We start from the raw sequence: 18,830 nt of genomic DNA on the forward strand, positions 1-18,830 counted from the left end.
TTGGCAAGATACTCAAGGTTTTTGCCCCCAACCGTAAGGAATCCTTCGCCATGTCCTCCTCCGTCCCGGCCCCTGCAGAGCATTCGCCCGGATTGATTGCCCGGCTGGGTGCCGAAGCTCTGGGAAGCCTGTTCCTGGTGCTCGTGGCGGCCGGCGTGAAGATCTTCCTGAACCCGCAGTCCGGGCCCATGCCGGCCAGCTTGGCTACCGGCCTCGCGGTCGCCGCCGCGATGATTGCCTTCGGTTATGTTTCCGGCGGGCATTTCAACCCCGCCATCACCCTGGGAAACCTCATTGCCGGACGCATCCGCGCCGTCGCTGCCCTGGCCTATGTGGTGGCGCAGGTGGTGGGAGCCGTGATCGGTGCCGCCTTGGTCTACTTCGTGGTGTTGGCTACCCCCGTCCTGTCCGATCCCCGTGCGGCCCTTGGAACGGTTGCGGCAGGCTTCGGCGAGCACTCCGCTGCGCAAACCCAAATGGCGGGCGTGCTGCTGGTTGAGGTCATCGGTTCGGCCCTCTTGGTGGGCGTTTTCCTGGGCGCCACCGCAGGCCGGCGGGCGGTTCCGGCGCCTGCCCCGTTCGCCGTGGGCCTCGCCACTGCCGTGCTGCTGCAGTTCGGAGAGGTTGTAGGCAACCTCCCGTTCAACCCCGCCCGCGCCACCGGGCAGGCGTTCTTCAGCCCCTCCTGGGCCCTTGAGGGCCTGTGGCTCTTCTGGTTGGCCCCGCTGCTGGGCGCCGCGCTCGCAGGTTTCGTGTTCCGTGGCTTCAGTGACGCCGCCACCAAACCGGCCACGGATGAGGCACTCGACGCGGAGGACGGTGACGATGACCTGGACGTCGAGGACGCTGGAACTTCCGTAGCCGCACCCGTTGACGTTCCGGCCAAGCCGGCGGGCGCGGCACAGTCCACGGACGACGCGCGCGACTTCTTCGACGGCAGGAAAGGCCAGTAACAGGACGGGTTCGACGGCGGGCGGCCAGCCTTCGCTTTATTGTCGGTGCCCACCGTTAGCTTGAAAATATGCGGTTACTTCATACCTCGGACTGGCACCTCGGGCGGTCCTTCCACGGCGTCGGCATGCTCGAGTCCCAGCGCAGCTTCGTGGACCAACTGGTGGCCTATGTGGAGGCGGAGTCAGTTGACGTCGTGCTGATCGCCGGTGATGTCTACGATCGCGCGTTGCCCGGGCTTGATGTGGTGAGCCTGCTGGACGAGGCCTTGGTCCGGATCACGGGGGCGGGAGCCAGCGTGGTGCTGACCAGCGGCAACCATGACTCCGCCATCAGGCTCGGCTTCGCTTCCCGCTTGCTGGAACGCGGCGGGGTGCATTTGAGGACGCGCATCGAGGACCTGGACACTCCAGTGGTGCTGCCAGGCGGTCCCGGGCCGGAAGGGAAGGGGATAGTCGCGCTTTACGGCATCCCGTACCTTGAGCCCCGCCTGGTGGCCGAGCGCCTCGGCGTGGAGGATGCCAACCACGTCGACGTCACCAAGGCCGCAACGGACCGGATCCGCCAGGATGTTGAGCGGCGCCGGAAGGCCGGCCCCGTGTTCCCTGTGGTTCTGGCGCACACCTTTGCCAGCGGGGGCATCACCTCGGACAGTGAACGGGACCTCAGCATCGGTGGTCTCGGAGCCGTGCCGTTGGACCTGTTCGAGGATTTTGGGTACACCGCGCTGGGCCATTTGCATGGGAGGCAGGAGTTGGCGCCACATGTGCGCTACTCCGGCTCGCCCCTGGCTTATTCGTTTTCCGAGGCCAAGCACCGGAAGGGCGCCTGGCTTGTTGACGTGGATGCCGATGGCCTCGTGGATGTCCGGGAGGTGGTCTGGGACGCGCCACGCACCCTGGCCGTCCTTCGCGGAACGCTGGCCGAACTGCTCGAGTCGCCGGACCACCAGTGGGCGGAAGGGGCGTTCTGCCAGATCACCCTGACCGATGCCCAGCGTCCTGTCCAGGCCATGGAGCAGCTCCGTGCACGCTTCCCGGACACGCTGGTCCTGGCCTTCGATCCCCAGGGCGTGAAGGCAACTGCCCAGGCCACCTACAGCAGCCGTTTGGCCGCTGCGGAGAACGATCTTGGCGTCTGTTGCGGTTTCCTGGAGCACGTCCGCGGTCACGGTCCCGGAACCATCGAGGACGCGGCCTTGCGGGAAGCACTTGAAGCCGTGCGTGTGGAGGAGGCAGAACTGTGAGAATCCATCGCCTGGAGATTGAAGCCTTCGGACCATTTGCCGAACCCCAGAGCATCGATTTCGATCACTTGGGTGCCCAAGGACTGTTCCTGCTCAACGGCGCCACGGGTGCGGGCAAGACCAGCATCCTGGACGCCATTTGCTTCGCCCTGTACGGTTCGGTGCCCGGCGCCCGCCAGGAGGGCAAACGGCTCCGGAGCGATCACGCCGCTCCGGCGGCGGAGCCACGGGTGGTGTGCGAGTTCTCCGCACGTGGGCGTCGGTTCGAAGTGACCCGTTCGCCCGCGTGGGACCGCCCCAGCGCGCGCGGCCGCAACGGCTACACGACGCAACAGGCCAAGACCCTCCTCCGGGAGCGCACGGGCGGAGCGTGGCAGGAAAAGTCCTCACGCAATGATGAAGTGGGCGCCGAGCTTTCCGACGTCCTGGGCATGGACAGGGAGCAGTTCACCCGGGTGGTGATGCTGCCCCAAGGGGACTTCGCTGCTTTCCTCCGTTCCAAGGCCTCGGACCGCCTGGACCTGCTGCAGAAGCTTTTTGGCACGGAGCGCTTCGAAGCCGTCGAAAAGCAGCTTGCCCGTATGGCTGCCGAGGCTGCCCGGGCCGTCGAGGACAATACGGCGGACTTGAAGCTGTTGCTCGGCAGGGCTAACGCCGAACGCGAAGCGCTTGGCTTGGAGCAGGAGGATCCGGAAGGAACCGGAGCAGCAGCACCGCCGGCGGATTCCCTGGCGGACACATCTCCCGAGGCATGGCTCGCGGCCCTCGCCGCGAAAGCCGCCGCAGAACGGGACCGCCGCGAGCTCCAAGCCGGGGCAGCCGAGGCCCAAGCGGCCCGGTTGTCGGAGAAGCTCCACGAGGACCAGGACAAGGCCCGGCGCCACGGAAGGCTGGCCGCGGCCATGCAACGGCGCGTCTTACTTGAGCTGGCAGCACCCAGGGCGTTGGAAGACAAGGAGCGGCTCGGCAGGCATCGCCGGGCTGCAGTCCTCAAGGGTCAGCTCGACGCCGCGGACAACGCCGCGCGCGCCTGCCTGGCGGCCAGCGCCAGGTCTGGCGAAATCCACGGGCTGCTCCAGGAAGCGGGCTTCGGCGATGCTGTCCCCGAGGTCGCACTCGAATCGACCAAGACCACCATTGCCTTGGTGGAGGCGCGGGTGTCCGATGAACAGCGCATGGAGGACATCGCCGGAAGGCTGGCGGCCAAGCGTGCCGAACGGACCACGTCCCACGCCGCGGCCGAACGAGCCCAGGAAGCGCTGAAGGCCCTGGCGGTCCAGGAGTCCGCGGTTCTTGCGGACATTGCCCGGCTGGAGCCCTTGGCCGCGAAGGCCGGCGACGCAGAACGGGCGGCCGCTGCTGCCCTGGAAGTGGTGGAGGTGGTGGACCGCTATGCCCGGGCAGCAGCGGAACGTGATGCCGCCGAAGGGCGGCACGCCCAAGCACGGACGGCATCGCAGGATCTCCGCCAAGGATGGCTGGACCTCCGTGAGGCCCGGCTGGCCAACGCAGCGGGCGAGCTCGCTGCAGCCTTGGTGGACGGGGAAGCCTGTGCAGTGTGCGGCAGCGCGGAACACCCTCATCCTGCCTCGGCCGCGCAGTCAGCCCTGTCCCTCGCCCAGGACGAGGACGAGGCCCGCAAACGCTTCGAGGCCAGCGAGAAGGTCCTTGCCCGGCTGGCCGCCGAGTTGTCTTCCTCCGAGCAGGAGCTTGCCGCCTTGGCCGCCCGGGGCGGAGCCGTGGACGCCGCCGAAGCAGCGTCCCTCGCTGAGTCTGCCAAGGCAGACGCAGCAGCCACGCGGGAGGCTGCCCGGCAGCTGGAGTCCCTGAAGGACCAGCTGGAGCAGTTGCACCGCCGGGCGGACGCGCACCGCGAAGAACATAGTTCCTCAGTTGCAGCCGCCGAGCAGGCTGCCTCGCTTGCTGAGCTCCTCCAGGAACAGCACACCGCCATCCAGACCGAGCTGGCGGGCCTCCAGCAAGGCTTTCCGAGCCTGCGGACCCGGCTGGAAGCCCTCACGGAAGAACGGCGCCTCCTGCAGTCGGCGGTGGCCGCCGGGCAGGAACTGGAACAGGCGCAGCGCGCCAGCGCAGACGCCCTCGCCGCACTGGACAAGGCCTTGCCCGAGGCCGGGTTCGACTCAGCGGAGGATGCCCGGCGGGAACTTCTCACGCCATCCGACGTCCTTTCCCTGGAAACGGCGCTCTCCGATTTCGAGAATGAAACCGCCCGCCTGGAGGAGTTGTTCGCGGCCGAAGACCTCGTCCTGGCAGGCAAGGAGGCGAGTATTGGCGAACTGCCCCTTGCAGAGGCGGAGCTCGCCGGTGCCGCCGCGGACGCCGCGCAAGCGGCCACCGCCGCCAAGGAGTTCGCCTTGTCAGCCAGCCTTGCGGGGAAGGCTGTGCAGACACTCGGACGGATCAGGGACGAGTACCAGCAACTGACCGTCACCGGACAGGAGCCCCGCGAACGGGCCCGCCTCCTGTCGGGCCTGGCGGACACGCTGCGTGGTGCCGGGGAGAATACCTACCGCATGAGCCTGAACAGCTATGTGCTGGCCGCGCGGCTGGAGCAGGTGGCCGTTGCGGCATCGGAGCGCCTGGTGACCATGAGCGATGGCCGGTACACCCTCCACCACACCGATGCCAGGGCTGCCCGCAATCAAAAGTCCGGCCTGGGCCTGGAAGTGGTTGACGAGTGGACCGGCCAACGACGCGATACATCCACGTTGTCCGGGGGCGAATCCTTCATGGCCTCCTTGTCCCTGGCACTGGGTCTGGCCGATGTGGTGCAGCAGGAAGCCGGGGGAGTGGACATCGAGACGCTCTTCGTTGACGAGGGTTTCGGAAGCCTGGATGAGCAGGCGCTGGAACAGGTCATGGATGCGCTGGAAGGACTGCGCGACGGCGGCAGGGTGGTGGGCCTGGTCAGCCACGTCGCGGACATGAAGCAACGGATCACCAGCCAACTCCACGTCGTCAAAGGCCGGCACGGCTCCAGTGTGAAGATCGTCGAGGCCATGCCCGTCTGAGGCAGTATCCGATAGACTTGATTCGTTACACCGGGTCGCGCGCATCGGGAGGAGGGACGATGCGCAAACTTTAGCGAACCCGGAATGATGGAAAAATCTTCTTTGGCCTCCCAGCCGAGGCGCGTCCCACACACCACGCCCACACCGCGGCCTTCCCGCTTGCCCGGCCGTTTCGCCCGGCTTCCCGAGCTCGCAGGTCCCGGCTTCCTGCCGCTGGGTCTCTTTGCGAGGCTGCCTCTGGCGATGCTGACGGTAGGTACCCTGACCCTCGTCACGTCGGTGAGCCACTCCTATGCCATCGGCGGCATGGCTGCGGGAGCGGTGGGCATCGGTTCCGCCATCGGAGCCCCCGTGCTGGGTTCCCTCGCTGACCGCGCAGGCCAGCGAACAGTGTTGCTTGTTGCCGCCGTGATCAACACCCTGGCGGTCGCAGGACTCCTGGGCGCCGCCTACCTTACGCCCGCCTATTCCTCACCCATGGATGCCGTGGCTGTGCTGGTGACGGCTTTCCTTGCCGGTGCGAGCTGTCCCCAAGTGGGTCCCATGGCACGTGTACGGTGGATGGCCCTCACTACGCGCAACCTCGCCACGCCGGTTGCCGGACACCGAAGCGTCGCTGCCAACCGCGCCGATCTGGATACTGCCCTGTCCTATGAGGGAACCGCCGACGAAATAACCTTCGTCCTGGGGCCTGCTCTCGTGGGTCTCCTCGCGAGCCTGGTGGCTCCGTGGCTGCCGCTCGCGCTCGCGGCAATCATGACCATCACCCTGGTCCCGGCGTTTGCCGTCCACCCCAGCCACCACGCGGTGGTCCCGCACCCACGGAAGCCACGTTCCGGCGTCGTAAGCTCGGAACCACAGCACCAAAGCCGCCGGGCACTGGCCGTGGTGGCGGTTCCGGTGCTGGCCATGGTGTGCATGGGCACGTTCTTTGGGGCAACCCAGAACGGTTTGAGTGCCTTCGGGGCAGAGTTCGCCACGGCGGAGGTCGCCGGCCTCCTGTATGCCGTGATGGGTCTCAGTTCCGCCGTGGCTGCGTTGTCCGTGGCCTTTTGGCCGCAGCGTTTTGGACTCCCCGCGCGGTGGGTGGCTGCCGCGTTGGCAATGTCTGCGTTGTCACTCCTGCTGCTCCTGCCCGCGGGAATGTGGTCGATGGTTGTGGTGCTCCTGGTGCTCGGCATTCCGGTGGGGCCGGTGATGGTGACCGTCTTCAGCATTGGTGGACTGGTTGCACCGCACGGCCGCATGGCCACGGTGATGACGGCCCTTGCGAGCGGCATCGTGGCCGGAACAGCCCTGGGCGCCTACCTGGGTGGGCAGTTGGCCCAGGACCAGGGACCCGGGGGAGCCTTCCTGGTGTCCATGGCCGCGGCACTGGGGTTGCTTGTGCTGGGGCTGGTGACGTGGCTGGTCCTGCGCCGCAAGAGCGCAGCCTGACTCAGCTGTAGTCGAGCCCGGCTGCCAATGAACGCGCCATGAGTTCCACCAGCCGCAGGGAACGGTCCTCATCGGGGTCCGCCAGGTGCTGCATGCTGATGCCGTCGATGCCGGAGATAAACAACCGGGTGATGTCTTCCAGGTTGTGGGGGAGCGGCTCGCCGGAGGCCTGGGCCGCGTTGCGGAACAGGTCCAGGGTGGAGTTGACCCAGCCGTCGTACATTGAGCGGTTCATGAGCAGGGCCTGGGGCTGGTCCACAGCCTCCACGCGGTAGCGCCTGAGGAGCAGCTCGAAGGTGGTCACCTGCTCGTGCGGGTTTTCCAGCATGCGGCTCCAGATGCGCCGGGCATGGGCGGCGATCATGGGGCGCAGGCCCAGGCCGGGGTCTGCCACGGGCTCCAGGGCTTTGGCGTAGTCCCTGCTCAGGAAGTTGTAGACCTCTTCGAGGAGTTCGTCCTTGTTGCGGAAGCAATAGTGGAGCGCTGCCAGTGGGGCATCTGCCTCACTGGCAATCCGCCGCGTGGTCGCTGAGGCCAGCCCGTCCTGGGCTATGACCCGTGCAGCTGCCTCCACGAACTGCAATCGCCGTTCCTCGGCGGGAACCCTGGCCATGCTCGGCCCCTCTCCTCATGTTCTGACCGGCCACGCCAACAGCCGGTCCCATCGATCCTAGGCGGTGTGCGCCCGGGCCCGCTTTCGGCGCCGCCGGGGAGGGTGAAATGACCTCCAAAAGAAATTTTAGCCGAGAACCTAGTCAAATGACCTAGTCAAGCGACATACTTCTTTCAGGAACGTTGCCTGCATCACATTTAGTGGCTGCAGAAACCTGAGGAGACCCGATGCAAGAATTCGCCGATCTGGTGATCGTCAATGCGGAGGTCCACACCATGGACCCGAGCGACCCCGAACGAATTTCGGACGCGATTGCCGTCAAGGACGGCTTGGTTGCCGCGCTGGGACGCGAAGACGTCGATGCCATGACCGGGCCCGGCACGGTGACAGTTGATGCTGCCGGCGGAGCAGTGATTCCCGGCATCAACGATGCACACCTCCACTTCGTCTCCGCGGCCATGGCCTCCTACGGTTACGTCCGCCTGGACGCCACGGCGGCACCCGACTGGTCCGCCGTCGTCAAGGTCATCGAGTCCGCACCCGTGGGTGCGGACGGCTGGATCCGCGCCCACGGTTGGGACGAGGTGGTCCTGGGTGCGGCGAACGGCCAGTTGCTCGACGCGCGGCCCGGGACGCCGGTGGTGGCGTTCGACCAAACCGGCCACCAACTGCTGGCGAACAGGGAAACGCTCCGGCTGGCGGGAGTCAGTGCGGCCACCGCGGACGTGGACGGCGGTGTGGTGGTCCGGGCGTCGGACGGCAGCCCCACCGGGTTGTTCCAGGACGGGGCCATGGAACTCATCTCCCGTGCCCTGCCGCCGGTGCCGGAGGAAACCCTGCGGCCCGCATTGCTGCGCTTCCAGGAACACTTGCACTCGTTGGGCATCACGTCCCTCACCGATCCCGGACTCGGTCCCGCCAGTGCCGGACTCATGGACGGGGCAGGCTCGACGGCGGCCCTGGGCTTATTGGGCGACCTCGCCGCGGCGGGGCTGCTCACCCTGCGGATCAACGTCCTGATGCTGTTCGCGGGGACGGGCGGTGCTACCGCCCAAGCGGTGGAAGAAGGCCTGGGCAGCGGCCTGGCCGATGCCTATTCTGCCAGGGGAATCGACCCCCGCCAGTTGCGGATAGCCGGCGTGAAAGTCTTCGCCGACGGTATTCCGCGCAGCGGTACGGCCTGGATGACCGAACCCTACGGAAAGGCCTGCACGCACGGACGCCTGGTGATCCAGGGCGGCACCGACTCCGAGAGGGTAGCCGAACTGCACCGGATCCTGCGCCTGATCGACACGGCAGGCCTGCAAGCCGGCATCCATGCCACGGGCGACGCCGCTACCGGCGCCGCAGTGGAAGCCATCCTCGCCGCGGGCAACCGTGCCGGGGATGCCAGGCACTACGTCATCCATGGGTCCTTCAGCGACTTCGGCACCCTCTCCACCATGGCGGACAACGGTATCGGCTACAGCACCAACCCGCTGATCCGGTCCGAGGCGGGGGACATCATGCGCACCGTCCTGGGTGAGGAACGCTTTACCCGCCACCAACCCCTCCGCTCTGCGCTCCATGCCGGCGTGCAGTTCAACCTGGCCTCGGATGCGCCCGTGACCAGCCCCGACTGGCGGCGCACCATCGTGGCCGCCGTTCGAAGGGGAACGGCTTCCACCCCCGGCGATCCTGCCGACCCCGAACGGATCACCGGACTGCAGGCCCTTGCCTCCATGACCGGCAAAGCGGCGTGGCAGGACCACGCAGAACATTTCAAAGGCTCGCTGTTGCAGGGAATGGCAGCAGACCTTTGCCTCTTGTCCCGTCCCTGGCCGGACGACGAGGAGATCGAAGCGCTCCTCCACGCCCGGACCAGGCTCACTGTGGCGGGCGGACGCATCGTCCACCAGTCCACCACCCCAGATACCGCTTCTGAGCAATTCTCCAGTTCTTCCAACCGTTCGTAACCCAAGGAGCATCCCCATGAAACGCACTCTTCCGTTGGCTTTGGCCGCCCTGCTCTCCATGTCCCTGGCTGCCTGTGGCACCTCGTCCGGTCCATCGGCAACCGCTGCGGCCAATGGCACCGCCACCCTCAAGGTAGGGACCATCGGCATTGGTTCCGACGCCGGGATCAAGCTCGCCATCGACAAGGGCTATTTCAAGGAACAGGGGCTCAACGTGGAGCTCTCTGTCATTGCCAACCCGCCCGCCGGCATTGCGGCAGCCCAAAGCGGCCAGCTGGACCTCACCTACACGCCTTCCATCCCGATGCTCAACGCCCTGAGCCAGAATGTGCCGCTCAAGGTGGTGGCTGCCGCCGATGGCTACAAGGACGGAGCCAGCGAAGGCGCCGAGCTGAACCGCGTGGATGACACCGGCCTCCTGGTCCAGAAGGCCTCCGGCATTTCCCGGCCCAAGGACCTGGAAGGCAAGAACGTCAGCGTACCGGCGCGCAAGGCCCAGCTTGAAGTTACGGTCAGCAAGCTCATCAAGGACGACGGCGGCGACCCCGCCAAAGTGAACTGGATGGTCCTTGATCCCTCCTCCGCGCTCCAGTCCTTGAACTCCGGCCGGGTTGACGCAGCCTCCCTCGTCGCGCCGTTTACCTCCAAGGCCGTCTCCGAGGGCAACCGCCTCCTGGCCTCACCCGGTGTCAAGTTCTTCGAGGAAGGGGCAATCGGGCTCTGGGTTTCCGGCGCGAACACCGTCAAGGGCAAGCAGAAGGCCCTGGAAGGCTTCAAGACCGCCATCTACAAGGCCAACGCCTACGCCAACGGCCACACGGACGAAGCCCAGCAGCTCAGCGCGGAGATCACCAAGACTCCCTTGGACGTGGTGAAGTCCGGAGCCGTCAACTACTGGCCGGAGGAGGTCCGCATCGAGGACATCGAGCGTGCCAACACCAACCTTGCCGACCTCGGCTTCCTCAGCGCCCCGGTGAAGCTGCCGGGCGACCTCATCTTTGGAAAGTAGGCCCGGCGTGGCAACGGGAGAATCACCATGAAAACGTCAATGCGGCCACTGGCCTACAGCGCGGCCGGAATTGCGGCAGCCCTGGTTGTGTGGCAAGTCCTGGCAACGGCCAAGGTGGCCGGCAACGCTTTGCCGCCGGCCACTACGGTCTTCGGAATGCTGGCAGGGATACTCGGCACGGGAACCTTCTGGTCCGCCCTCGGGTCAACGGTGGGGATAGCACTCTTCGCCCTTGCTGTCTCAGCCGTCGCCGGCGTCATCCTCGGACTGCTCGTGGGCAGCTTCGAGACCATCCGCTACGCCACCCTGGCGGTCCTCGAATTCCTCAAACCCGTGCCGCCGATCGTCGTCCTGCCGCTGGCTGTGCTGGTCCTGGGGCCCACGGCCCAGATGTCCCTGTTCCTGGTGGTGTTCGGCTGCTTCCTGCCGATCGTCATGCAGACCGTCGATGGGGTGCAGGGCACCGATCCCGTGGCCCGCGATACCGCCCGCAGCTACGGAATGTCCGGAGCCGAAATCCTCTTCCGCGTGGTCCTGCCCAGCGCCTTGCCCTATATCGGAACGGCCATGCGCGTAGCGGCTCCTGCAGCCCTGGTGGTCACGGTGGTGGCAGGGCTGCTTGGCGGTGGCCCGGGCCTGGGCCAGAGCATCTACCAGGCCCAGGCCGGCGGGGACTACGCCACGCTGTACGCGCTGGTGATCGTCCTGGGCATCCTCGGCCTGTTGTTCCAAGGTGCCACCAGGCTGGCGGAACGCCGGGTCCTGCACTGGCATGAGTCCTACCGGGAAGTGGTGCCCTGATGAAATCCCTGACCGTTCGAAACTGGTTGATCGGAGCGGGCACTCCGGTGCTCCTGCTGCTGGCATGGTGGTTCCTGTCCGCCGGCTCCATCGACCCCTTCTTCCCGCCACTGCAGGACATCCTGGTGCGGTTCCAACAGCTGTGGCTCTTTGACCACTTCCAGTCGGACGTCCTGCTGAGCCTGGGCAACCTGTTCGTCGGCTTCGTGATTGCGGCCGCGGGCGGGGTTGCCTTGGGTTTTGCCACGGCGCTGGTCCCGCAAGTGCGCTGGATGATGGATCCCCTGATCCACTTCCTGCGGGGCATTCCGCCCGTCGCCCTGGTACCGATCTTCATTTCGCTGATCGGCTTCGGTACCCAGATGCGCGTCACCAGCATCGCGTTGGCCGCAATGTTCCCCACCATGATCGCCACCGTGGACGGCATCCGGGGGGTGGGGAGCGACCTGAAGGATGTGGCCCGAGTGTACCGGCTAACCCGCAAGGAGAGGCTGGTCAACGTCCTCCTGCCCGCAGCCGCACCGCAGATCTTCTCCGGACTCCAGGTGAGCCTGCAAGTGGCGTTCATCGTCATGATCGCCAGCGAAATGCTGGGCAGCTCCCAAGGCATCGGGGCCATGACGCTGTTGGCCCAGCAAAGCTTCATGACCGCCGATATGTGGGCCGGAATCCTGCTCCTGGGCGTCATCGGGTTCGTGGTCAACGTGGTCTTTGCGCTCGTCAAGCGCAAGGTCCTGTCCTGGTACATCGGTTCCCGGGCCATGGCGCGTGCCGCATGAGCAACCGGCAGTCACCAACGCTTCCCCTCCAGATCAGAAAGTCAGCCATGCAGCAGCAACCAGAAGCCACCCGGCAACCAGAAGCAAGCCAGCAGCACAAAGCCTCCGCTGTGCCACGGCTGGACGTTTCCCACCTCGCCAAGACCTACGGCAGCGGCGAGAAGGCCCGCACGGTCATCGAAGACCTCACCTTCACGGTGGATGCCGGCGAGATCGTCTGCATCGTCGGTCCCTCGGGCGTCGGGAAAACGACGCTGCTCAAGTGCTTGGCCGGCCTGCACCCCGCCAGCAGCGGCCGGGCCGCCATCGATGGACGGACCATCAGCGGGCCGCCACCGGAAATGGCCTTGGTGTTCCAGGACTACAACCGTTCGCTCATGCCCTGGTTGACCGTCCGCAAGAACCTCGTGCTGCCGTTGAAGCACCTCAAGCTGCCCGCAGCGGAACTGAAGGAGCGCTGCGACAGTGCGCTGGCCGCCGTCGGGCTTTCCCACGCCCACAACCAGTACCCGTGGCAATTGTCCGGAGGCATGCAGCAGCGCGTGGCCATTGCCAGGGCACTGGCCTACCGCCCGGAGATCCTCATCATGGATGAACCGTTCGCCTCGGTGGACGCACAAACCCGGTTCGACCTTGAAGACCTGTGCCTGACCATCCGCCGGGATTTCAACATGACCATCCTGGTTGTCACCCACGACATCGACGAGGCCGTGTACCTCGCCGACCGGGTAGTGGTCCTCGGGTCCCGCCCGGCGCGGGTGCACCGGATCGTCGACGTCGACCTCCCGGCTCCGCGCGACCAGATCAGCACGCGTTCGCTGCCGGCCTTCGCCCGGCAACGCACCGAGGTGCTGTCCATGATCAAGAGGCCCGCATGAGGGCCGCCACCCAGGAGGGAACGCGGCGCCGGCCCAATGTGCTGTTCTTCATCGCGGACCAGCTGAGGGCGGACCACCTGGGCTTCGGCGGGAACAGCACGGTCCGCACGCCCAACCTCGATGCGCTCGCGGCCAGGAGCATGGTGTTCACGAATGCGACGGTGGCCAACCCTACGTGCATGCCCAACCGGGCCAGCCTCATGACCGGGCGCTGGCCATCGGCCCACGGAACGCGCTGCAACGGCATCACCCTGGACCCCCTGACGCAAACCGTGCCGGGATCGCTGGCCTCCGGGGGATACCGGACCATCGGCGTCGGCAAACTCCACCACCAGAACATGGGATGGGAGTTTGAACCGCACCAGGCCGAGGAAATCCGCCGGACGGATCCATTGCTCCTGGACAAGGCGGTGGGCGACGCCCGCGCCCGCAGCCTGGCGCCGGGCTGGGACCAGTGGGAAAACCGGGAAGCCCATGATGGGCGTTTCATCCCCCTGCCCGCGGACTACTACGGCTACCAGCACGTTGACCTGGTGATCGGCCATGGGGACCGTCCCGGCGGGCACTATGTGCATTGGGCGCGGGAACGCGGCGTGGACCCGGAGGCATTGGGCGGTCCCGAACGGTCCGCCAGCACCTTTACCGGCTGGGACCAGGTGTACCAAACGGCCATTCCCGCCGACGCCCATCCCACGAGCTACGTCAGCGAGAAGGCCATTGAGCACCTCAAGGACGCGGCGGGCCAGGACCAGCCCTTCTTCATGTTCGTTTCCTTTCCGGACCCGCACCACCCCTTCTCCCCGCCGGAGGGGTACTCGGACCTGTACCATCCCGTGGATATGCCGTTGCCGTTGGGCTTCGATCAGGACCACACACGCTCACCGGGCCACATCCGGACCATGATCGAGCACCGGGGCACGCCGAACCCCGATCCCACCATGACCTGGGCCGCCACTGCCGAGCAGTACAGGCATGCCGCGGCCGCCCAGTACGGCCTGATCACCCTGATGGACGAGCACATTGGCCGGATCCTGGACGAACTCGAACGGCAGGGCCTGGCCGAGGACACCATCATCGTCTTCACGAGCGACCACGGCGACTTGTTCGGCGACCACGGGCTAATGCTGAAGCACTTTGTCCACTACCGCGCGGTGACCAATGTTCCGCTGGTGGTGCACGTTCCAGGAGCTGCCACCGGCCGCTCGGACGCCCTGGTTTCCAGCGCGGACCTGGCGCCCACCCTGCTCGAACTCACGGGGTCAACGGGCTTTCGGGGAATCCAGGGCCGTTCGTTGGCGCCGTTGCTGAGCGGCAGCGTCCACCGGCACCGGGACGCATTGCTGGTGGAGGAAGAACAGCCGTTCGGCCTGGACGGATTGCCCGGCCCTGTGCGGATGCGGACAGTGATCACCGAACAGGGCCGCCTTACGCGCTACTTTGGCACGGACCTCGTGGAACTCTATGATCACCGCTCTGATCCTGGAGAGCTGGTGAACGTCGCCGGTGATCCTTCCGCCGCGGAGCTGGAGGCCTGCCTGGTGAAAACCATGATGGAGGAGATGGCGGCACTGGCCGATGAAGGGACGGCGCCTACCGCAGCTGCCTAGAGGTAAACCGCCGGAAAGGTTCGACGGCGGCAACGGAACCTCAGTGGCTGCTGCGGTAGCCGGTGGGGGAGTTCCCAAAGGCCGCGCGGAAGATCCGGCTGAAGTGGGCCGCATCGGTGAACCCCCACCGGGCTGCGATGGTGGTCACGGCCCGGTCTGCCAGCACCGGGTCCAGCAGGTCCCTCCGGCAGCGTTCCAGGCGGCGCTGCCGGATTGAGGCAGCAACGGTGGTCCCGATTTCCTGGAACAGGTCATGCAGGTGCCGCGTGGAGATGTAGTGGGCCGCGGCGATGGTTCCGGGGGAGAGGCCCGGATCGCCGAGGTTGGCTTCGATGTAGTCGTGGATCCTGCCGAGGAGGAGCAGGTGCGGATCGCGGCCCGTTTCAATCAGCTGGTCCAACTCGCCATTGAAAAGGGTGGTCACCAAGTCGAGGGCGTTGTGGACCAGGCGCAGTCCATTGGTCCCGGACAGCGCCTCCAGGTTGTCCGCGAGCCGGACCAGGAAGGGGCTGATCAGTTCGCCCAGGCCTTCATCGCCGGGGATCCGCAAGGCTGTCACATGGCCCATGGCTTCGGCCGGCAAGTCCAGCAGGACGTGCGGGAACATCAGCACCAAAGTGCGGAAGTCGTCGTCGAACGTCAACTGGTAAGGACGGGAGGTGTCGTAGATGGAAAGGTCGCCCGGGTTGAGCACCGCCTCGCGCTCATCCTGGACCAAGCGGCCGGTACCGGAGAGTTGGATGCTGAGCTTGAAGTAGCGTCCCGTGGAACCGGCGATCAGCTCGGGGGTCCGCAGGACGGTGTGGGGCCCGGCGGTGACTTCCACCACGGAGATTTGGCCGAGGACCCTGGCACGCATGGTTCCGTGGAAGGCGGCCCCGCGCGGTCCCTTGGCCAGCAAGGGCACGAAGGAGGCGGAAATGGCCCGGCTCCATTCCTGGAACGAATCCGCGACGATGGTTTGCACGGTAGCTGGCCCGGTATCAGCCGCGACGGTCATCAAGCTCCCTTTCAATGGCCCGCCGTGCCGCTGGGTACCGGCAAGGGATGCCGCAGACCGGACGTGAGCTTGCCCACGATTCTACACCGCGGCCCTGCGGCACAGCGGCGTGCGTGGACAGACAACCACCTTGCCGTGTGAGACAAGTCACGCGCAGCCTGTCCGGTGGAAGATTGCGGAATGACCCACACCTACCGCGCCATCTCCCGCGGTATCGAGGCAGGAGCACACTTATGAGCGTGGACAATCCCGTGAAAGGCCGGACCGCCGGGTCCGTCACCACCAAGAGGCGTCTGGGCGTTCCGGCCGTGACGTTCATGATCATCGCGGCGTCGGCGCCGCTCACCGTCCTGGCCGGTGGCGTGACCACCACGTTCGCGGTGACGGGCGTTACCGGCGTGCCGTTGTCCTTCCTCATCCTCGGCGGGATCCTGGCCCTCTTCGCCGTGGGGTACGCCGCCATGAGCCGCTACGTCACCAATGCCGGGGCCTTCTACGCCTACATTGCCCAAGGCATCTCCCGGCCCGCCGGGGTCGGGGCCTCGCTTGTTGCGCTGATGGCCTACAACCTGATGCAGGTGGGCATCTACGGACTCTTCGGCTTCACGGTGTCCTCGCTGCTCTCCGCACGCCTTGGCGTTACTGTTCCCTGGTGGATTCCCGTGCTGGTCTGCATCGCGATCGTCGGCTGGCTGGGTGTCAACCGCGTGGACCTTTCCGCCAAGGTCCTGGGCATTCTGGTGGCCCTGGAATTCCTGGTGGTCATTGTCTACGACATCATGAGCCTGGCCGTGGCCCCCGAAGGCGTCACCGCGGCGACCTTCAGCCCGGAAAGCCTGTTCGTTCCGGGCATCGGAGCGGTGCTTTCCTTTGGCATTGCGGCGTTCATGGGCTTCGAATCGGCAGCCATCTACGGCGAGGAATCCAAGGACCCCAAGCGCACCGTTGCCCGGGCCACCTTTGCCGCCGTCGCCATCATCGCTCTCTTCTACGCTGTGTCCGCGTGGGCCATGACCGTGGGAGCGGGACCGTCCGCCGTCGTCGAGGCCGCCACCACCAGCGGCCCGGACATGATCTTCTCCTTCCTGGGAACCAACGGCGGCGTCCTCCTCAGCGACATCGCGCAGGTCCTCTTCGTCACGAGCCTTTTCGCCGCCTTGGTGAGCTTCCACAACGCCGTCGCCCGCTACTTCTTCTCCCTGGGCCGCGAGCAGGTCATTCCCGCAGCACTCGCCGCGGTCCGTCCCGGCAGCGGGGCACCCTTTGCCGGTTCGCTGGCGCAGACGCTGATCGCCGTCGTCGTGACCGTTGCCTTCGCCATCGCCGGGAGCGGTTCCGAACTCGCGGAACTGTACCCCGTGCTCACCATGTTCACCTGGCTGACCAACAGCGGAGCGATGGGGCTGGTGCTGCTCATGACGGTCGTTTCCCTCGCCGTGATCGGTTTTTTCCGCAAGGAATCACACGGCGCCAGCCTGTGGGTCCGCGTGGTGGCACCGGCCCTCGGCTTCATCCTGCTGGCGGTTGTTTTCGTACTGATCCTGGCCAACTTCAACGTCCTCCTGGGACAAACTGAGTCCACCGCTGCCACCTTTGTCCTGCCGCTGGTGGTGCTGCTCCCGGGAGTGGTTGGCATTATCTGGGGCTTGCGGCTGCGGCGCTCGCGGCCGGCGCTCTACGCCCGGATCGGCCACGGTTCGGAAAGCTAAAATAACGCAGCTCGGAAAGCTGAAATAACGCAGCTCGGAAAGCTGAAACAACGCAGCAAAAAGGCGTCCCGGCAGATCCTGCCGGGACGCGTTCTGCTTTTAGAGTGCGTTCTGCTTTTAGTGTGCGGGGTCCAGTCCGGGGCTGTGGTGGCTGACGCTGATCAGCCGGCCATGGGCGCCGAACGTGAAGTGGACGGGTTCCACCCCGGATTCGTCCCAGCCGAAGAGGCTCCCATGGGAGCGGATGGCGTTGATGTCGCGGTGGTCGGCGATGGTTACCGATCCGCACGGAATCACCTTCTCGCGCCACGTGAAGACGTAGATGCCTGGCCTGATGTGGAAGACGGTGTTGGAATCGGTGTCCGCCAGTCCGCGTTCGGGACCCGCCAGGCACTGCCAGGAGTACCAGGTGGGGCTGAGGTAGACGTGTTCGTACGCGTGGACCGGGCTGTAGACCCATTCCACGCGGCGGCCGATCAGGCCGGTGCTTTCCTGGATCGGTTCGCCGCTTGTCGCGTACCCCTCAAGGACGCCGGCCCGGAAATCGTGCTGCACTGCGGTGGTACCGGGAGTGGCCTGTCCCAACAGCGCACCGATATACAGTGCGCGTCCGTTGGCCAGGTCAAGGATGAGGGATACTGCCAGTCCTGGCTCCACCGTGCTGTGCCATTGGGCGTAATAGAGATCCTCGGCCACCAGGAACGCTTCGTACTGCGCAGTGCCGGCTTGTCCCGCGGCCGCCCAGTTCACTTCTTCGTCGTCGAAACTGAAGGTCATGGGGCCGCCGTCGCCATTGACGGTGAGGTGGCGGCCGGCCAGATCCTGGACGGTTGGGGCTTTATTGGCATCGAAGCCGGGGGCCAGGCCGTCCAGGGGCAGCCAGTTGGACGTGTCAAGGAGATTCACGCTCATGGGGTTCCTTCCGAAACTCTGCGGAGGCAGGCCAAACGGTCCTGTCCTCCTACGAGTATTCGAAATCCTTTGGGCCGCGGTCTTGTGTGCTGGGGCACACTCCTTGGCCTGGAGGGAATGACTTCAGGCGAGCTGGCTTTCGATCCGCGCAGCGCTTGCCGCCAGTGCCTTGCCCACCTGGTCCGCGTCCTGGTCCAGGCGGATATAGACGACGGCGATCGCGGCCGGCCGTCCGCCGGGAACGTGGATGGGGGCGGCCAGGGAAGACAACCCGGCAATGACTTCGTCGTGGCTGGTGGCGTAGCCGACGCGCCTGGCTTCGTGTGCTTCAGCCCGGTACGGCACGCCTGGTCCTACCTGCTGCCAGCGTTCCTCGGTCATGGTCGACTGGATGGCGATGCCCGGCGCTCCGGTGCTGATCGGGTGGCGGGTTCCGGGGTGTTGGGCGAGTGCTGCGCCGGATTGGCGGGGTTCCACCGTGACCAGGGTGACGCATTCCTGGTGGTCCCACACGGCAACGAAGGCTGTCATGTGCAGCGTGTTGGCCAGTTGCGTGAGCTCGGGGAGGGCTGCGGCCTGCAGGTTGCGCGAGACGCCGCGGGCCAGGACGGCCAGTCCGGCCCCGGGCTGGACCCGGCCGGAGTCATCACGGAACACGAGCGAGTGGTCCTCCAGCGTGCGCAGGATGCGGTACGCGATGGAGCGGTGCACGCCCAGAGCTTCGGCGAGTTCGGCAATGGTCAGTGGTCGGTCGGCGGCCGCCAGGATCTCCAGTGCGCGGATTCCCCGGGAGAGGGTTTGCGACGGCGGGGCCTGGCTTGGTGCTTCCGTCGGTCCTTTGACGTCGCTGCGGGAACTCATGCCACCAATCCTATGTCCCGGAAGCTCTGTGCTTCCGGTC

The 18,830-nt window shown here is 66.2% G+C and carries 15 protein-coding genes; 11 read left to right on the plus strand and 4 right to left on the minus strand.

Annotated elements, in window-relative coordinates; genetic code table 11:
* Nucleotides 1–50: 50 nt before the first annotated feature.
* The 4 genes from ACH488_RS04180 (at nucleotide 51) to ACH488_RS04195 (ending at nucleotide 6,666) form a co-directional block, all read left to right on the plus strand.
* Nucleotides 51–953: an MIP/aquaporin family protein gene (locus ACH488_RS04180; protein ID WP_397322449.1), complete on the plus strand. Its 903-nt coding sequence runs from the start codon at nucleotides 51–53 to the stop codon at nucleotides 951–953.
* 68 nt (nucleotides 954–1,021) lie between these two features.
* Nucleotides 1,022–2,197 (plus strand): exonuclease SbcCD subunit D, encoded by a 1,176-nt coding sequence (locus ACH488_RS04185; protein WP_397322450.1) that lies wholly within the window; start codon nucleotides 1,022–1,024, stop codon nucleotides 2,195–2,197.
* Nucleotides 2,194–5,229, plus strand: a complete 3,036-nt coding sequence (locus ACH488_RS04190) for an AAA family ATPase (protein WP_397322451.1) — start codon at nucleotides 2,194–2,196, stop codon at nucleotides 5,227–5,229. Before ACH488_RS04185 ends, ACH488_RS04190 begins: the two co-directional genes overlap by 4 nt.
* An 87-nt stretch (nucleotides 5,230–5,316) precedes the next feature.
* Complete coding sequence (locus tag ACH488_RS04195; protein WP_397322527.1) at nucleotides 5,317–6,666, plus strand: MFS transporter; 1,350 nt, start codon at nucleotides 5,317–5,319, stop codon at nucleotides 6,664–6,666.
* Nucleotide 6,667: 1 nt separating this feature from the next.
* Here ACH488_RS04195 and ACH488_RS04200 read toward each other — a convergent pair whose 3' ends face one another.
* On the minus strand, nucleotides 6,668–7,279 hold the full coding sequence (locus ACH488_RS04200; RefSeq protein WP_397322452.1) for a TetR/AcrR family transcriptional regulator: 612 nt from the start codon (nucleotides 7,277–7,279) through the stop codon (nucleotides 6,668–6,670).
* Nucleotides 7,280–7,506: 227 nt separating this feature from the next.
* On the opposite strand from ACH488_RS04200, the gene ACH488_RS04205 reads away from it, so the two are divergent.
* Genes ACH488_RS04205 through ACH488_RS04230 form a run of 6 tightly spaced genes read left to right on the plus strand, consistent with a single transcriptional unit; the run spans nucleotide 7,507 to nucleotide 14,308 of the window.
* Nucleotides 7,507–9,234 carry an amidohydrolase gene (locus ACH488_RS04205; protein ID WP_397322453.1) on the plus strand — a complete coding sequence of 576 codons (1,728 nt, stop codon included), beginning with the start codon at nucleotides 7,507–7,509 and terminating at the stop codon, nucleotides 9,232–9,234.
* Between the two features lie 16 nt (nucleotides 9,235–9,250).
* Nucleotides 9,251–10,243, plus strand: coding sequence for an ABC transporter substrate-binding protein (locus tag ACH488_RS04210; RefSeq protein WP_397322454.1), 993 nt, complete (start codon nucleotides 9,251–9,253; stop codon nucleotides 10,241–10,243).
* A 27-nt stretch (nucleotides 10,244–10,270) separates the two neighbouring features.
* On the plus strand, nucleotides 10,271–11,044 hold the full coding sequence (locus ACH488_RS04215; protein ID WP_397322455.1) for an ABC transporter permease: 774 nt from the start codon (nucleotides 10,271–10,273) through the stop codon (nucleotides 11,042–11,044).
* Nucleotides 11,044–11,823, plus strand: a complete 780-nt coding sequence (locus ACH488_RS04220; RefSeq protein WP_397322456.1) for an ABC transporter permease — start codon at nucleotides 11,044–11,046, stop codon at nucleotides 11,821–11,823. The genes ACH488_RS04215 and ACH488_RS04220 overlap by 1 nt, the downstream gene beginning before the upstream one ends.
* Nucleotides 11,820–12,701, plus strand: a complete 882-nt coding sequence (locus ACH488_RS04225) for an ABC transporter ATP-binding protein (RefSeq protein WP_397322457.1) — start codon at nucleotides 11,820–11,822, stop codon at nucleotides 12,699–12,701. Before ACH488_RS04220 ends, ACH488_RS04225 begins: the two co-directional genes overlap by 4 nt.
* The gene (locus ACH488_RS04230) at nucleotides 12,698–14,308 is read left to right on the plus strand and encodes a sulfatase (RefSeq protein WP_397322458.1); all 1,611 of its coding nucleotides are present in this window, start codon (nucleotides 12,698–12,700) and stop codon (nucleotides 14,306–14,308) included. The genes ACH488_RS04225 and ACH488_RS04230 overlap by 4 nt, the downstream gene beginning before the upstream one ends.
* A 40-nt stretch (nucleotides 14,309–14,348) precedes the next feature.
* Here the strand turns inward: ACH488_RS04230 and ACH488_RS04235 are convergent, their stop codons facing one another.
* Nucleotides 14,349–15,308 carry a helix-turn-helix domain-containing protein gene (locus tag ACH488_RS04235; protein ID WP_397322459.1) on the minus strand — a complete coding sequence of 320 codons (960 nt, stop codon included), beginning with the start codon at nucleotides 15,306–15,308 and terminating at the stop codon, nucleotides 14,349–14,351.
* A gap of 233 nt (nucleotides 15,309–15,541) precedes the next feature.
* On the opposite strand from ACH488_RS04235, the gene ACH488_RS04240 reads away from it, so the two are divergent.
* A complete protein-coding gene (locus tag ACH488_RS04240) occupies nucleotides 15,542–17,017 on the plus strand; it encodes an APC family permease (RefSeq protein WP_397322460.1) in 1,476 nt (491 codons plus the stop codon).
* 117 nt (nucleotides 17,018–17,134) lie between these two features.
* Here the strand turns inward: ACH488_RS04240 and ACH488_RS04245 are convergent, their stop codons facing one another.
* Together ACH488_RS04245 and ACH488_RS04250 are read right to left on the minus strand one after the other, a co-directional pair.
* Nucleotides 17,135–17,929 carry a MoaF C-terminal domain-containing protein gene (locus ACH488_RS04245; protein WP_397322462.1) on the minus strand — a complete coding sequence of 265 codons (795 nt, stop codon included), beginning with the start codon at nucleotides 17,927–17,929 and terminating at the stop codon, nucleotides 17,135–17,137.
* 123 nt (nucleotides 17,930–18,052) lie between these two features.
* A complete protein-coding gene (locus ACH488_RS04250; RefSeq protein ID WP_397322463.1) occupies nucleotides 18,053–18,790 on the minus strand; it encodes an IclR family transcriptional regulator in 738 nt (245 codons plus the stop codon).
* Between the last annotated feature and the right edge of the window lie 40 nt (nucleotides 18,791–18,830).

It is taken from the genome of Paenarthrobacter sp. NPDC018779, from assembly GCF_044391085.1.
Lineage (GTDB): Bacteria > Actinomycetota > Actinomycetes > Actinomycetales > Micrococcaceae > Arthrobacter.

Bases quoted from the DNA above. Each gene is read 5' to 3' on its own strand.
- ACH488_RS04180 (WP_397322449.1), top strand. From the start codon at position 51: ATGTCCTCCTCCGTCCCGGCCCCTGCAGAGCATTCGCCCGGATTGATT.
- ACH488_RS04185 (WP_397322450.1), top strand. From the start codon at position 1,022: ATGCGGTTACTTCATACCTCGGACTGGCACCTCGGGCGGTCCTTCCAC.
- ACH488_RS04195 (WP_397322527.1), top strand. From the start codon at position 5,317: ATGGAAAAATCTTCTTTGGCCTCCCAGCCGAGGCGCGTCCCACACACC.
- ACH488_RS04200 (WP_397322452.1), bottom strand. From the start codon at position 7,279: ATGGCCAGGGTTCCCGCCGAGGAACGGCGATTGCAGTTCGTGGAGGCA.
- ACH488_RS04205 (WP_397322453.1), top strand. From the start codon at position 7,507: ATGCAAGAATTCGCCGATCTGGTGATCGTCAATGCGGAGGTCCACACC.
- ACH488_RS04210 (WP_397322454.1), top strand. From the start codon at position 9,251: ATGAAACGCACTCTTCCGTTGGCTTTGGCCGCCCTGCTCTCCATGTCC.
- ACH488_RS04215 (WP_397322455.1), top strand. From the start codon at position 10,271: ATGAAAACGTCAATGCGGCCACTGGCCTACAGCGCGGCCGGAATTGCG.
- ACH488_RS04220 (WP_397322456.1), top strand. From the start codon at position 11,044: ATGAAATCCCTGACCGTTCGAAACTGGTTGATCGGAGCGGGCACTCCG.
- ACH488_RS04225 (WP_397322457.1), top strand. From the start codon at position 11,820: ATGAGCAACCGGCAGTCACCAACGCTTCCCCTCCAGATCAGAAAGTCA.
- ACH488_RS04230 (WP_397322458.1), top strand. From the start codon at position 12,698: ATGAGGGCCGCCACCCAGGAGGGAACGCGGCGCCGGCCCAATGTGCTG.
- ACH488_RS04235 (WP_397322459.1), bottom strand. From the start codon at position 15,308: ATGACCGTCGCGGCTGATACCGGGCCAGCTACCGTGCAAACCATCGTC.
- ACH488_RS04240 (WP_397322460.1), top strand. From the start codon at position 15,542: ATGAGCGTGGACAATCCCGTGAAAGGCCGGACCGCCGGGTCCGTCACC.
- ACH488_RS04245 (WP_397322462.1), bottom strand. From the start codon at position 17,929: ATGAGCGTGAATCTCCTTGACACGTCCAACTGGCTGCCCCTGGACGGC.
- ACH488_RS04250 (WP_397322463.1), bottom strand. From the start codon at position 18,790: ATGAGTTCCCGCAGCGACGTCAAAGGACCGACGGAAGCACCAAGCCAG.